Genomic DNA, 14695 nt, shown 5'->3' on the forward strand with positions numbered 1-14695 from the left:
CAATGAAATCAACACCTAATTGAGTTATAATTCTTACACTTTACATATCTGTTTTTAAGAGGGAACCAATTATGTCATTACCAATTCTTGACCAACTTGAAGAAAAAATTAAACAAGCGGTGGAAACCATTCAATTACTCCAATTAGAAGTGGAAGAATTAAAAGAAAAAAATACTACCGTAGAGCAAGAAAAAGAAACATTACGCCAAGAATACGAACAATTAAAATCCGAGCAACAAAGTTTCCAAGATCGTTTACGCTCGCTTCTAGGTCAAATCGATAACGTATAATTGTTCCTTTTCAATAGAACGGCTAATTTGCATTAGCCGTTTTTTATTTGTATAACATTATGGCAAAACTCTATTTTTATTACTCCTCAATGAATGCGGGCAAATCAACCACCCTGCTTCAATCCTCTTATAATTACCAAGAACGAGGTATGAATACGTTGGTTTATACCGCAGCGATTGATGATCGTTACGGCATCGGTAAAGTTAGTTCTCGTATCGGAATTTCACAAGAAGCATTATTGTTTCAGTCGGACACTAATTTATTTAACGAAATCGAACTGGCTCATCAAACAGAAACGTTACACTGTATCTTAATTGACGAGGCCCAATTTTTGACCAAAGCGCAGGTCTATCAATTAACCGACGTGGTGGATAAACTTAAGATTCCGGTGCTTTGTTATGGTTTACGTACCGATTTCCAAGCCGAACTTTTTGAAGGCAGTCAATACCTATTGGCATGGGCGGACGAACTGCAAGAACTTAAAACGATTTGCGATTGCGGTCGAAAAGCGCATTTTGTGATTCGTATGAACGAAAAAGGTGAAGCGGTCGCCGACGGAGACCAAATTCAAATCGGCGGAAATGATAAATATCTTTCCGTATGCCGTTATCATTACAAACAAAAACTCAATAAACTCTAATCTAATTTATAAGCGGTTGTTTTTACAAGATTTTTTACAAAGACAACCGCTTTTTCTTTATCTTTCTTTTCCTCAGTTTTTATCTCCTACATTTAAGTCTTTATTTCGTCTTTCAGTTAAATAATAAGTGAGCATTCGCTCAGTAAAATGGAGTGTAACGATCTATTTACAAAGATAAGCAAGCTAAAAACACTCACTCCAAGATCCGCATTACACTCCAATTTAGGTATGACAATGTTTAAATTATACGCTTAAATGTGAGCATTTGCTCAATATATGTGCGGATTAATGCTATTTACGTGCTTGTAAGCAGGAATATACAGAGGAATTTATTATCGGAGAGGGTTTTGTAGGATCTTACAAAATAAAAAAGGTACGTTTTTTATGCGTACCCTTCTCATATTTTTTGTATTTTTATACAAAAGAATAAGTAAAACGATTTATCGTTTGTGAGGCAATTTTTCCCAAGTGACTTCATTACGCAAATAGACGGGTTCTATTTGTAGCGCGGATAGCGCTTTACCCTGCTCTAATTCCAGTTCTGCCAATTTAAGCATTGATTTTGCCGAAGGTAAGGTAATATCACTGATTGAAAGGGGGAGTTTTGCCTCTGCAAATTGTGAATATGCCGCCCAACCGGTACCGACGACGACGGTATTTGCTTTAAGTTGAATTTGATTAATTGCGGATTCCAGAGAACATACTTGCTCGGTTACAATTTCTTGCCAAGTTTGCTCCACTCTTTCATATTGGGCAAAGTAAACTTCGTTCATACGAGCGTCAATCAGTGCAACGACATTTGTTGCGCCCGTTTGCTCATAAGCGGCTTGTGCCATAGCCAATAAGTTAGAAATCGGTACTACGGGTAGATTTGCTCCCATTGCAAGCCCTTGAGCGATTCCCACTCCGACTCGTACACCGGTAAAACTTCCCGGGCCTCGACCAAATACGAGCGCATCCACTTGTTTAATGGAAATATTCGCTTGTGCCAATAATTCGTCAATCATCGGCAAAATACGTTGTGTGTGTGTTCTCGGACTTAATTCATCTAATGAAGTTAGTTTTCCGTTATGTTGTAACGCTACCGAACAGGCTTCCGTAGCTGTATCAATAGCAAGAATGGTTTTGTTCATGAATTTATTACCTTAAAACGACAGAAAACACGGAAATAAGCGGTCAATTTTACAAAGAATTTTGTAAAACCCTCTATTTCCGTGTTTTGATAAATTTACTGAATTAAATATGTTTGCGGCGTTGTTCAACCGCATCAGCCAAAGCAAACAACGCTTTTTCGCTATCTTCCCAACCGATACAGGCATCCGTTACACTTTGTCCGTAAACCAAATGCGCTAAATTACCGTCACCTAATTCTTGGCGACCTTCCACTAAATGACTTTCAATCATCACACCGGAAATCAGTTCCGAACCGCTTGCAATTTGTCGGCATACGTCCGCACAAACGTCCATCTGACGTTTAAATTGTTTTTGGCTGTTGGCATGACTGAAATCAATCATTACGTGCGGTCGGCGACCGGATTTCTCGATATCCGCACATACTTTGGCGACCGATTCGGCATCATAGTTCGTCCCTTTATCACCGCCGCGTAAAATGATATGGCAATCCGGATTACCTGCCGTAGAAACAATTGCGGAATGTCCGAATTTGGTGACTGATAAGAAATGATGCGGAGCTTCCGCCGCACCGATTGCATCTAATGCGATTTTTACACCGCCGTTTGTCGCATTTTTAAAGCCGACCGCACAAGATAAACCGGACGCTAATTCACGATGAACTTGCGATTCGGTCGTGCGTGCACCGATTGCACCCCAACTCATAAAGTCCGCCATATATTGCGGTGTGATCATATCTAAAAATTCGCCTGCCGCCGGTACGGTTAAATCGTTAATATCCGATAATACTTTACGAGCGATACGTAAACCGTCGTTTAACGCGTAAGTTTCGTTAAGATAAGGATCATTGATTAACCCTTTCCAACCGACGGTCGTGCGCGGTTTTTCAAAATAAACGCGCATTACCACTTCAAGGTTTTGATTAATCTTAGGATTCGCACGAATTGTTTTTATACGTTGTGCATACTCTAGCGCCGCTTTAGGATCATGGATGGAACAAGGTCCGATCACCACCAATAAACGGTCGTCCGCACCGTGAATAATTTTATGAATGGCTTTACGTGCTTTTTCTACGGTTTCGGCGGCAATATCGCTTGCGGGAAAACGTTCCAATAGCGCAACCGGCGGTAAAAGTTGTTCAATATTCGTAATACGAAGATCATCATTTTTATAAGACATTGTGTGCTCTCTTGTTTTAAATTATAGGCAAAATTAATAAGGGTGGAACTAAAGTAGATGAATTAGAGAAGTATGTCAAATGATTTTGAACTATTTTACTAGTACAAAACCATTTGTCTGAATTAACGGCTTGTAAAAGTATTACAAACGGCAGGATTACCCGATTGTAGCCCTTTGCGGAACCAAGTTAAGCGTTCTGCGGATGAACCGTGAGTAAAACTATCGGGAACGACATAACCTTGAGAGCGTTTCTGTAAGCGATCATCGCCTACGGCTTGTGAGGCGACGAAAGCCTCCTCTACGTCACCGGCATCCAATTTGCCTTCTTTTTGAATTTGATAACCCCAAACTCCCGCAAAACAGTCGGCTTGAAGCTCTACATTCACGGAAATTTTATTAGCCGCCGCTTGATTGCGAGCGGTTTGTTGCGCTCGTTGCGTTTGTTCGCTAATCCCTAATAAATTTTGTACGTGATGTCCGACTTCATGCGCAATTACATAGGCAAATGCGAAATCACCCGATGCTTTTAATTGTGATTTCATATCGTCATAAAAGGATAAATCGAGATAAACTTTTTGATCCGCCGGACAATAAAACGGCCCCATCGCAGATTGACCCGTTCCGCAAGCCGTATGCGTAACGCCTCGATAAAGCACTAATTTAGGCTCTCTGTAAGTCAAACCGTTTTGTTTAAAATAATCGCCCCAAATACGTTCCGTAGTATATAACACTTTACGGGCAATCGTATTTAGCTCTTCTTCTTCCGCAGAAGTTTGCATCTGAGTCGTTTGCTGTTGCGGATAAGACGATGAATCGCTATAACCCATTAAGCCGGTTAAATCGACCCCATAATAAGCGCCGACCAATACGATAATAAAACCTAAAATTTCGCCTTTGGCTAGTCCGCCGCCACGACGAGCACCATAACCGGATTGCCCGCGGCGATCTTCCACATTCAAACTTTCTCTTTCGTTATCTAAACGCATATTGCTTTCCTTAATTAAAGTAAAAATACGGTATTAATTTTATACGAATATCAATCTATATCCTACAAGTAATTGATTTGTTTTAGTCGGCAATAAAAGAGCGGTCGAATTTTCCTTAAAGTTTGCAAATTTAGGGAAAAATTCAACCGCTTGCTTTATAAAAATAACGTGACAATGTCGCTATTTATCTGGCTAAAATTTCACGCTTTCCATTTTTACCTTGTTCGGAAATAATGCCTTGGGCTTCCATTTGATCAACAATACGCGCCGCTCGGTTAAAACCGAGCGAGAAACGGCGCTGAATACCGCTAATCGAAGTTACGCCGCTTTCAATTACGAACTCGACGATTTCGTCAAAAAGAGGATCTACGTCCGCACCGCTGTCTGCACGACTAGTGCCTTCGCTTTCTTCGACGGAAGCGACAATGCTTTCCAAATATTGCGGTTTGCCTCTTGCACGCCAGTTATCCGCCACTCGTTGCACATCCGCATCACTCATAAATGCACCGTGAATACGAATAATATCAGGACTCCCCGCGCCGGAATACAACATATCGCCGCGCCCTAGCAACGCTTCCGCACCGCCTGCATCTAAAATGGTACGAGAATCGATTTGGCTTGCGACGGTAAAGGCGATACGGCTCGGAATATTCGCTTTAATCACGCCGGTAATTACGTCGGTTGATGGACGCTGCGTTGCAAGAATTAAGTGAATTCCGACCGCTCGTGCTTTTTGCGCTATACGCATAATGTACTCTTCCGCTTCTTTGCCGGCAGACATCATTAAATCGGCGAACTCATCCACAATCAGTACGATATAGCTGAGTTTTTCTAACGCCGGCGGCAGTTGATCCATTGAATCTCCCGGACGCCAAGTCGGATCGGGAATCGGGAAGTTCATTGCCGCCGCTTGTTCGATTTTATCGTTATAACCTTCGATATTACGCACGTTTAAATGACTGATTAATAAATAACGGCGTTCCATTTCTTCCACCGCCCAACGTAACGCATTTGCCGCTTTTTTCATATCGGTAACGACCGGCGTTAATAAATGCGGAATATCGTTATAAATGGAAAGCTCGACTACTTTCGGGTCGATCATAATAAAACGCACTTGTTCCGGCGAAAGTTTAAACAATAAACTTAAGATCATAGTATTGACACCGACCGATTTACCGCCGCCGGTTTGCCCTGCAACCAACAAATGCGGCATTTTCGCCATATCGACGACAATCGGCTCGCCGCTAATATCTTTACCGAGTGCCATCGGTAATGTCGCCTTACTGTGTTTAAACGCATCGCTGTTTAATACGTCACGAAGCCAAACCGTTTCACGTTGCTTATTCGGCGTTTCAATCCCCATATAAGGTTTACCCGGTACTACTTCCGTAATACGAATCGCTTTGAACATTAATTCACGGGCAAGGTCGCTGGCTAATCCGACCACTTTCGCCGCTTTTACACCGGCAGCCGGTTTAATTTCATAACGAGTAACAACCGGACCGACCAATACGTCTTCGACCGTTGCTTTTACCCCATAATTGGCTAACGCACTTTCTAAACGATGAGAGGTTTCAACAATCTCATGCTCGGTAATTTGCTGCGTTTGACGTGGCGCTTCATCCAATAAATCTAAGGTCGGTAACGGCGTGGTCGGTTTTTCAACGCTATGGCTTCGCTGTAATAACGGGTGTATCAACGTATTACCGTATCCTTTCGGATAGTCGGAAGATTTATTCGAGGATACGGACAGCGCATTTTCCGATTCATTCGCCATTTTTACCGTTGGCACGACAACTTCAGATTTGCTATTGATAATTTGCTCAAACGCTTGCTCCAGTCCTTGCGCTTTAGCACGCTGTTCCATTTGTGCCAAACGCATTTGTTCGGCCTGTACAAATTCTCTGGCTAGTTCCGCCTCGTAATCCGTTTCGGTTTCTTCTATCGATTGCAAACGAACGGTTGGTTTAACTTCCTGTACAAAAGCAGGCATTACCGTCGGATCTTGTAATTCGGTTGTGATGTCTTCTTCCGGAGATTCGCTTGTTTCGACATGGTTAACCGCAGGTTCTTCATAGGAATTATCCGCTAACGGTACATTTAAGCGAACTTTCGGTAAAATCGGCGAGTCTAGGTCGGCAACATACTCCTCCGCTGAATTTGTCGCTAATTCAGTAGAAAACTCTTGCCCTTGCATATTAATTTTCGGTAAATCTAATTCTTTTTCCACCTTAAACATAGCGGGATTGGTTAAAGCATCTTCAGATATTTCTTGCTCTTTATGTAATCCGCTAATATTCGGTCTATTGAATAACGAAAGATCGGTTAATTGCTCCTGTTCCGTATTTTCATTTGCTACAGAAGAATGCTTTAACGATTCGTTATCAACAAGCGGTTGATTTTCGTCATTTTGTTGCAATTCCGTCACTGTATTATCATTTACCGTTTTAGCTTCATCTTTTGCTACAATCCAGTCATAAAATCGAGCTAATAGCGGCAGTAATAATTGTCCGGAACAGAAATAAAAACCTACTGCGGTAAAGATCATTGCAACGAATAATGCGCCGAATTGACCGATAACATCCGCTAATAACGTCTGAAATATTCCGCCGATAAAACCGCCGGATACATAATAAGCACTATTTGAAAAAACTACACCGGACAGTCCGGCTAAACCGGCTATAAATAACAGAAAGCTAACGGCTCGGAATAGCAAACGTTTCCACGTCCATTCTTTAGCTAATCCCAATATAAGAGAATATGCGGCGATGCCGAGTAAAGCAAACGGTACAATAAAGGCAACTTTCCCTAAAAAAGTATAAAGTAAATCAATAGACCAAGCGCCTAAAGCTCCCGTCTTATTTAATACTTCCAGTTCCGTCACGCTGCTTCCTACACTCCAAGCGTTATCCAGCGGGCTATAGCTTGCCCATGCCACGATTAAATATAATCCGAGTAATCCCAGTAAGATAAACATCAGATTGATTAAATTCTCTTTACCCTTTAATCGCGGTTTTAATCGTTCAATCACCGATTAACTCCTTATTTTAATAACAGATAATTGGTTTGTTTCACTTCTTCCATTACGACATAGGTTCGCGTATCGTTCACACCGGGTAATCGCAGTAAAGTCGTACCTAAAAGTTTTCGATAAGCCGCCATATCCGCTACCCTTGTTTTGAGTAAATAATCGAAATCACCCGAAACCAAATGACATTCTTGAATTTCATCCAATTGTTGAACGGCACGATTAAATTCCTCAAATACGTCCGGCTTACCTCTGACTAAGGTAATTTCCACAATCACTAATAGCGGTGCTTCAAGCAATTCCGGATTCAGTAATGCACGGTATCCCATAATCACATTCTGCTTTTCTAAACGCTTTACTCGTTCTAAACAAGGTGTCGGCGATAAACCGACACGTTTAGAAAGTTCGATATTAGAGATTTTTCCGTTACGTTGTAGCTCATTTAAGATTTTTAAGTCAATAGCATCTAGTGCTTTAGGTAGTTTTTTATGTTCCATTTGCCTGTCTTCCCGGTTTTTTGTACTAATATTTAATTCTACAAGTTTTATCTTATTCGGTCTAATGATGTTGGTTGAAGAAAGGTTACAAAACCGAAAGAATTTGTAAACCGAACTCTCGACGCCATCCGCTCAGTAGTTCCGGTAGTTTATCCTCATTTTGCCCTTGTTGATGCCAACTGAAAAGTTGATTTAATTGCCGTTTACTGGCTAATAACTCGGGTGCTAAATCAGGCGGTTGAATTTCCGCTAATTTTTGCTGCATCGCCTTCAATTTATATTTATAGTTTGCCTGATCTACTAAACGTATAATTTTTTCAGGATAGTTTTCCGGTAATACGGCTAACCCCTGTTCAACGAGCATTAATAATTTTTTACCATGAATACGCACTTCGTTCGGATGCATAAATTCCAATAATTGCGAAGTATGTTTCGGTTGCAATTTAGCGATTTCAAATAAACAATTTTCTTTCACGACGAAATTTAATGCTAAATCTCGTTTTTCCGCTTCTTCTATTCGCCATTTCGCCAGTACTTTTAATATCGCCAGTTGCTGAGGTTCTAAACGCCATGCGTTTGAAATATCTTTATACGCTTGCGCAATATTTACGACGGATTCTCTTTTATTTAATAAATATTGACATTCCTGTTCAACGGCATTTTGCCAACGTGTCGCATCCAGATCCGAAACCAAGCGTTGATAAACCAGTAACAAATACCATACATCCGCCGCCGCGTATTGTAATTGTTCCTCCGTTAATGGCCGTGCGAGCCAATCCGTTCTGGCTGCGCCTTTATCCAGCTCGATATTTAAATAATGCGCGACAAGTTTAGCAAAACCTAGCGAAACGCCGACTCCTGCAAATCCCGCCATGATTTGCGTATCAGCCAAAGGTGTAGGCAACTGTTTGAAAAGGTGCTGGAAAACCTCTAAATCTTCACTGCAAGCGTGTAATACTTTTACGACGTTTTGACACGTCAATAAACCGATAAACGGAGAAAAATCGGAGATTGGATTAGGATCAATCAAACTGACGGTATCGCCGTCAAAAAGCTGAATAAGACCAAGTTTCGGATAATACGAACGGGTTCGAATAAATTCGGTATCCAATGCCACCGCCGATTTCCGACAAGCGTTCTCGCAAACCGTTTTTAATTTTTCGTCCGTATCAATCCAATGATAGTGAATGATTTGATTCATTTTTATTCTCTTTCTCACCAATTTTTTTAAAAGATAAATTAATTCTGTGAGCTAATTCACAGAATTAACATAAAACAGTTGTGATTCCCCAATATTGAAGCAAAATAATTATCGTATGGAGTGTTTAAATTAAATTTTTTGACCTGATTTTATCTTTGGTCTATTTAAGGATTATACTATGATTTCTGATAATAAAACCCAACACTTAGGCACAATTTATCGCCTTGTTGAACAATTCGAATTAATTTCGCGTACGGATCTTGCAAAATTATCCGGTTTTGCGCCCGCTTCCATTACGAATCTGACCAAATCGCTTATCGACCATAAATTTATTTTAGAACGTTCCGTACAAAATAATACGTCCAGAGGACGTCCCGCCGTCGGTCTTTCGGTGTCTAATTTCTTTTGGCAATTGCTTTGTTTTACCGTTTCTCCCGAGAAAATTGAAATTTCACTTTGCGAATTAAATGGCAAGCCGATTCAATCCAAAGAATATCCTCTGCTTGAAACGGATTATCCGATACTCGCCGAGCATACTCTTCTCTGCTTAAAAGACTTTTTCTGGCATTCTCCTCTGGACGAACATCGTATTTTAGCCGTTTCCGTCAGTGTAATCGGACGGATTAATGCAAATAAAACGGAAATTATTCAATTAGGACAAACCGAATTACATTGCCCAATTGTTACTACGTTACAAAACCATTTTGAGCGACCGATTCTACTTAACGAGCATTTTCAATTATGGCTGTTTACCGAATCCACATTAGGCAGTTTGATTAGTAATGACAACGTAATTTTCCTGCAATTAGACGATTCGGTTAATTTAAGCGTATTATTAAGAGGAACCTTATTGCATCAGCAATCCAAAATGAATGTAGATAAGATGCTTATGCCTAAATTCAGTACGTTAAGCGATGAAACTACCGCTATCGATTGTAATGATATTGAAAAATATCAATTAAAAAATCAAATTACATTCCCAGCAATTACTCGCTTAATTGATAAATATTTACCTAATAATTTAGAGCATCAAAATGAAAAAATTCAATTTTTATGTGGACAAGTGGAATCGGATAATCCCGAAGCGTTACGGATATTATCCCATATCAGCGATAACTTAGCCTATGTATTAATGAATCTTATCAATATTTTCTCCACCGAGAAAATTATGTTGAATTCACCGTTGTTACAAATAAAACATAAATTATTTGAACAAATACAAACTAAATTAGGTAAGAATTTACTCATTGACAGCTCTGTAGATTTAGTTTCCAGTCAATATGCGTGGAACGACCCGCTGATTGCTTGTTCGGCGATAAAACACGGGATTTATGAAGGTAATTTGATCAAGGACATCATTCAGCCTTAAAAAATCCGTTAAAATATAGGCAATTTTGTAACTTTTTTGTTAGAGAATAGCATATGCCTTCATTATTTATTACCGGTACGGATACCAATGTAGGAAAAACAACCGCCACTCGTGCAATTTTACAAACGCTCACACAGCATCATGTTCAAGCGGTAGGCTATAAGCCTATTGCTTGCGGTGGCGACGATTCGTTACCTACGGAACAAAATCAAGTCGATTATGCCAGTGAAGATAATCCCGATGTTATAACCATTCTCGATAGCTGCCCTTTACCGGTGGAATATCGAGAAATTAACAGTTATACCTTTATTCATTCCAGCACGCCGGTTTTTGCGGCGTTAGATGCGGTTCATCATATTCAAGAAGAAAAATTAAATAATGACCTCGACCGTTTACAACAAAAATACACGAATATTGTCGTAGAAGGTACGCACGGTTGGCTTACGCCGATTAATAAAGACTTAAGTTTTGCCGATTGGGTAAAAGAAAATAATATGCCGGTTATACTGGTTGTCGGGATCAAGGAAGGATGTGTCAATCACACGTTACTGACGGCACAAGCGATTAAGCAACAAGGGGTTAAATTAGTCGGATGGATTGCGAATAGAGTCAATCCGGGATTAAGACATTATGCGGAACTCATTGAATTATTGAGTAAAAAAATTGATGCTCCTCTGCTCGGGCAGATTCCTTATATCGGACACCCGTACACTAGAGATCTCACGCCGTATATTCAAAATCCCGAACCGTTATTACAATATTTTAATAAATAAGACAGAAGCTCCGTTAAGGAGCTTTTTACTGCACTCAACAAAATAAATTAAAAATTTGACCGCTTGCAACAAAACAGGCATAAAAAAAGCCCCTCAACTTAGGGGCTACTCGGAAAGCAAATTTATGAAATCGGTTGCTGTACACAACACTTTTTATTAAGTTTGTATAGGATATGTCAATTTATTAAACTTTGCAAGCATTACTTTCAATAATTTGCTTCTTTTTCTTAAAAATGTGAACTACTTCACATTAAATCATTATAAACGGCGTGCTTGCCAAAATGTTCTCGACCAATACGGGGAATTCATATCCGAATAAATTACCCCGCCTTTTGTTGAAGCATGTAAAAATTGTCCGTTTTTTACGTACACACCGACATGCTTTCCATTAGGTCCTCGTCCGGTTTTGAAAAACACCAAATCCCCGGTTTTAATTTCATCACGGTCGATTCGTGTTCCTTCTTCCGCTTGCTCGGAAGTCGTTCTTGGCAAATCAATCCCGAATAAATCTCGGAAAGTCACTTGCATAAAGCCGGAACAATCAATACCCGCCTTGCTGTTACCGCCTAAACGATAGCGTGTTCCCTTCCATTCATGTTGCTGTTCGCTCAAGCTACTAATCGCCATTATCGGATCGGATAAAGTGCTGTGATGGGTACGAAAAATCCCCGCCCTCGCTTTAATCGGACCTGAAACGCTAATATCATTTGAACAAGCGGTTAATAATACGGCACAAGACATAACCGCCGCCAGCGGTAAATATTTTTGACTGAATTTAATCATATAAGATTACCTATAAAAAACATTCCATAAGCCCCAATAGAGGCTATGGAATGTCTTATTTATGCCTTCACTTTTACATTTTCAACTCTGTCTCTAAGCTTTTGACCGGGCTTAAAGACGACCACTCGACGAGCGGTAACCGCAACCGTTTCACCAGTCTTCGGATTTCTACCCGGACGTGCATTTTTCTCTCGTAACGAGAAATTACCGAAACCGGATAATTTAACCTCTTCGCCTTTTTCCAAAGAACTTCGAATCTCCTCAAAAAATTGCTCTACAAAGAGCTTGGCGATACGTTTATCAAAGCCGCATTTTTCAACGAGGCTTTCTGCGAGTTCAATTTTAGTGAGTGCCATAAAAATAATCCTTAAATCTAATCTCTTAGATATGCTTGGAAACGTTGTGCCAATTCTGCTAAGACCGCTTGAATTACAGTCGAAATTTCTTCTTCCTCAAGCGTTTTTTCCGTGTCTTGAACCGTTAAACTGATTGCTAAACTTTTCTTACCTGCCGCTAAATTCGCACCACGATAAACGTCAAATAAGTTTACTGCAACTAATTTTACACCGCCGGCGTGACGGCACGCATCCAATACATCTCCGGCAGGTACATTTTCATCTACCACAACCGCAATGTCACGGTTATTCGCAGGGAATTTAGAAATTTCTTTTGCCGCAGGAACCGGACGATTTGCAATCGCATCACCGAGAATTTCAAATACCACCGGTTTACCTTTGATGCCGAGTTTTTGCACGATTGACGGATGAACGGAACCGATAAAGCCGATTTCTTTGCCGTCTAACATAATTGCCGCAGATTGTCCCGGATGTAATGCTGGGAACTGTTTTGCCACAAATTTTAAATCATGACGAGCTGAAGTTAATGATAATACACGCTCCATATCGCCTTTTAAGTCGAAGAAATCTACCGCTTCGCCTTTACTTTCCCAATGTACCGGACGTTTATCACCGACAATTGCCGCGCCGAATACGAGTTCTTGACGAATACCGGATTCTGCCGCCGCATCCGGAATAAAGCGTAAACCGCCTTCAAAAATACGAACACGTGTTTGCTGACGGCTTTGGTTGTAAACAATCGTATCTAATAAACCGGTTAAAAGTGATAAACGCATTGCCGACATTTCGCTTGAAATCGGGTTAGGTAAAATTAACGCTTCTTGATTCGGATGCAATAATGCTTGTTTTTTCGGATCAACAAAGCTGTATGTCACCACTTCTTGATAGTCGCTATCCACTAATGCAGTACGAATACGGTTTACTTCTAATAATTTCTCCGGTGTGCCTTTCATCGTTAAGTGCGCAAGCGGAGAATTATTCGGAATACTGTTATAACCGTAGATACGTGCAACCTCTTCGATAAGATCTTCTTCGATCTCAATATCGAAACGCCAGCTTGGGGCTACTGCAGTCCAACTATCATTTGCAAAGATTACGTTTAAACCTAAGCGAGTTAAAATATCGGTTACCGTTTCATCTTCAATGTGATGACCGATTACCGCATCTAATTTGCTACGACGTAAGGTAACCGTATTACGTTTTGGTAAATGTTGTTCACTTACTGCTTCTACGATTTCACCCGCTTCACCGCCACAAATTTCAAGTAATAATGCAGTTGCGCGTTCCATCGCATCACGTGCTAATTGCGGATCAACACCACGTTCAAAACGGTGCGACGCATCGGTGTGTAAACCGTATTGACGTGCACGACCGGTAATCGCTAACGGTGCAAAGAATGCGGATTCTAATACTACGTCAGTCGTATTTTCATTTACACCGCTTGCTTCGCCGCCAAAGATACCCGCCATTGCTAATGCGCCTTTGCTATCGGCAATGACTAAAGTATTTGGCTGTAATTTTGCGGTTGTACCGTCTAATAAAACTAATTCCTCACCCTCTTTTGCCATACGTACTTGGATAGCACCGTCAATTTTAGACGCATCGAAAGCGTGCATAGGTTGACCAAGTTCTAACAGGCTTAAGTTAGTAATATCGACAATCGGGTCAATCGAACGAATACCGCAACGGCGTAATTTTTCTTGTAACCATAATGGCGAAGTTGCTTTTACGTTTACATTTTTCACCACACGAGCAAGATAACGAGGGCAAGCTTCCGGTGCTTGTAATTCTACGGCTACTTTATCCGCAATCGTTTCGGGTACCTCTGAAATCACCGGTGCTTTCACTTCCGCTCGGTTAATTACACCTACTTCACGTGCAATACCGGCAATACTTAAACAGTCCGCACGGTTTGGCGTTAAGCTGATTTCGATAGCCACATCATTTAAATCTAAATATTCACGAAAATCTTTACCAATTGGCGCATCCGCCGGTAATTCGATGATACCGCTATGCTCTTCTTTGATACCTAATTCAGAATATGAACAAAGCATACCTTCTGACGGTTGGCCACGTAATTTAGTTTTCTTAATTTTAAAATCGCCCGGTAATACCGCGCCTTCCGTTGCACACGCCACTTTTAAGCCCTGACGACAGTTTGACGCACCGCATACGATATCTAATAAGCGATCACCGCCGACATTAACTTTAGTGACACGTAATTTATCCGCATCCGGGTGTTGAGCACATTCAACCACTTCACCGACAACCACACCGCTAAATGCACCGGCAACCGGCGCAACATCATCTACTTCTAAACCTAACATAGTAATTTGGTCGCATAATTGCTCTGTTGATACTGCAGGATTTACCCACTCACGCAACCAAGATTCATTAAATTTCATTTTATATCCTCTATTTTTTTACACGGGATTTGCAAAATTTCACTCAATTTTGACCG

General features: G+C 40.7%; 13 protein-coding genes. 4 read left to right on the forward strand and 9 right to left on the reverse strand.

From position 1 onward, the window contains the following. Positions 1-71 precede the first annotated feature (71 nt). Both zapB and DY200_RS03505 read left to right on the forward strand, forming a co-directional pair. On the forward strand, positions 72-290 hold the full coding sequence (gene zapB / locus DY200_RS03500; protein ID WP_005596893.1) for a cell division protein ZapB: 219 nt from the start codon (positions 72-74) through the stop codon (positions 288-290). A 59-nt stretch (positions 291-349) separates the two neighbouring features. Continuing rightward, positions 350-931 (forward strand): thymidine kinase, encoded by a 582-nt coding sequence (locus tag DY200_RS03505; protein ID WP_005596891.1) that lies wholly within the window; start codon positions 350-352, stop codon positions 929-931. Positions 932-1371: 440 nt separating this feature from the next. Here DY200_RS03505 and tsaB read toward each other — a convergent pair whose 3' ends face one another. The 6 genes from tsaB to rnd form a co-directional block, all read right to left on the reverse strand. After that, positions 1372-2064, reverse strand: a complete 693-nt coding sequence (gene tsaB, locus DY200_RS03510) for a tRNA (adenosine(37)-N6)-threonylcarbamoyltransferase complex dimerization subunit type 1 TsaB (protein ID WP_115586942.1) — start codon at positions 2062-2064, stop codon at positions 1372-1374. 103 nt (positions 2065-2167) lie between these two features. Continuing rightward, a complete protein-coding gene (aroG, locus tag DY200_RS03515) occupies positions 2168-3241 on the reverse strand; it encodes a 3-deoxy-7-phosphoheptulonate synthase AroG (protein WP_005596886.1) in 1074 nt (357 codons plus the stop codon). A 122-nt stretch (positions 3242-3363) separates the two neighbouring features. After that, a complete protein-coding gene (gene ypfJ / locus DY200_RS03520; protein WP_115586943.1) occupies positions 3364-4227 on the reverse strand; it encodes a KPN_02809 family neutral zinc metallopeptidase in 864 nt (287 codons plus the stop codon). A gap of 184 nt (positions 4228-4411) precedes the next feature. Beyond that, positions 4412-7258, reverse strand: coding sequence for a DNA translocase FtsK (locus DY200_RS03525; RefSeq protein WP_115586944.1), 2847 nt, complete (start codon positions 7256-7258; stop codon positions 4412-4414). Between the two features lie 11 nt (positions 7259-7269). Beyond that, the gene (lrp, locus tag DY200_RS03530; RefSeq protein WP_005596879.1) at positions 7270-7752 is read right to left on the reverse strand and encodes a leucine-responsive transcriptional regulator Lrp; all 483 of its coding nucleotides are present in this window, start codon (positions 7750-7752) and stop codon (positions 7270-7272) included. An 85-nt stretch (positions 7753-7837) separates the two neighbouring features. Beyond that, positions 7838-8953, reverse strand: a complete 1116-nt coding sequence (rnd, locus tag DY200_RS03535; RefSeq protein ID WP_115586945.1) for a ribonuclease D — start codon at positions 8951-8953, stop codon at positions 7838-7840. 178 nt (positions 8954-9131) lie between these two features. Between rnd and DY200_RS03540 the strand changes: the two genes are divergently transcribed. Together DY200_RS03540 and bioD are read left to right on the forward strand one after the other, a co-directional pair. Then, positions 9132-10322 (forward strand): ROK family protein, encoded by a 1191-nt coding sequence (locus DY200_RS03540; protein ID WP_115586946.1) that lies wholly within the window; start codon positions 9132-9134, stop codon positions 10320-10322. 53 nt (positions 10323-10375) lie between these two features. Continuing rightward, positions 10376-11095, forward strand: coding sequence for a dethiobiotin synthase (bioD, locus tag DY200_RS03545; protein ID WP_115586947.1), 720 nt, complete (start codon positions 10376-10378; stop codon positions 11093-11095). Positions 11096-11353: 258 nt separating this feature from the next. On the opposite strand, the gene DY200_RS03550 is transcribed toward bioD, so the two are convergent. Genes DY200_RS03550 through pheT form a run of 3 tightly spaced genes read right to left on the reverse strand, consistent with a single transcriptional unit; the run spans position 11354 to position 14639 of the window. Continuing rightward, positions 11354-11878, reverse strand: a complete 525-nt coding sequence (locus tag DY200_RS03550) for an NlpC/P60 family protein (RefSeq protein WP_115586948.1) — start codon at positions 11876-11878, stop codon at positions 11354-11356. 59 nt (positions 11879-11937) lie between these two features. Beyond that, entirely contained in the window at positions 11938-12234 is a 297-nt protein-coding gene (locus tag DY200_RS03555; protein WP_005596864.1) for an integration host factor subunit alpha, read from the reverse strand. A gap of 17 nt (positions 12235-12251) precedes the next feature. After that, positions 12252-14639: a phenylalanine--tRNA ligase subunit beta gene (pheT, locus tag DY200_RS03560; RefSeq protein ID WP_115586949.1), complete on the reverse strand. Its 2388-nt coding sequence runs from the start codon at positions 14637-14639 to the stop codon at positions 12252-12254. Positions 14640-14695: the final 56 nt, after the last annotated feature.

This window comes from Actinobacillus lignieresii (assembly GCF_900444945.1).
In the GTDB taxonomy this organism is placed as follows: domain Bacteria; phylum Pseudomonadota; class Gammaproteobacteria; order Enterobacterales; family Pasteurellaceae; genus Actinobacillus; species Actinobacillus lignieresii.

Bases quoted from the DNA above. Each gene is read 5' to 3' on its own strand.
- zapB (WP_005596893.1), top strand. From the start codon at position 72: ATGTCATTACCAATTCTTGACCAACTTGAAGAAAAAATTAAACAAGCG.
- DY200_RS03505 (WP_005596891.1), top strand. From the start codon at position 350: ATGGCAAAACTCTATTTTTATTACTCCTCAATGAATGCGGGCAAATCA.
- tsaB (WP_115586942.1), bottom strand. From the start codon at position 2,064: ATGAACAAAACCATTCTTGCTATTGATACAGCTACGGAAGCCTGTTCG.
- aroG (WP_005596886.1), bottom strand. From the start codon at position 3,241: ATGTCTTATAAAAATGATGATCTTCGTATTACGAATATTGAACAACTT.
- ypfJ (WP_115586943.1), bottom strand. From the start codon at position 4,227: ATGCGTTTAGATAACGAAAGAGAAAGTTTGAATGTGGAAGATCGCCGC.
- lrp (WP_005596879.1), bottom strand. From the start codon at position 7,752: ATGGAACATAAAAAACTACCTAAAGCACTAGATGCTATTGACTTAAAA.
- rnd (WP_115586945.1), bottom strand. From the start codon at position 8,953: ATGAATCAAATCATTCACTATCATTGGATTGATACGGACGAAAAATTA.
- DY200_RS03540 (WP_115586946.1), top strand. From the start codon at position 9,132: ATGATTTCTGATAATAAAACCCAACACTTAGGCACAATTTATCGCCTT.
- bioD (WP_115586947.1), top strand. From the start codon at position 10,376: ATGCCTTCATTATTTATTACCGGTACGGATACCAATGTAGGAAAAACA.
- DY200_RS03550 (WP_115586948.1), bottom strand. From the start codon at position 11,878: ATGATTAAATTCAGTCAAAAATATTTACCGCTGGCGGCGGTTATGTCT.
- DY200_RS03555 (WP_005596864.1), bottom strand. From the start codon at position 12,234: ATGGCACTCACTAAAATTGAACTCGCAGAAAGCCTCGTTGAAAAATGC.
- pheT (WP_115586949.1), bottom strand. From the start codon at position 14,639: ATGAAATTTAATGAATCTTGGTTGCGTGAGTGGGTAAATCCTGCAGTA.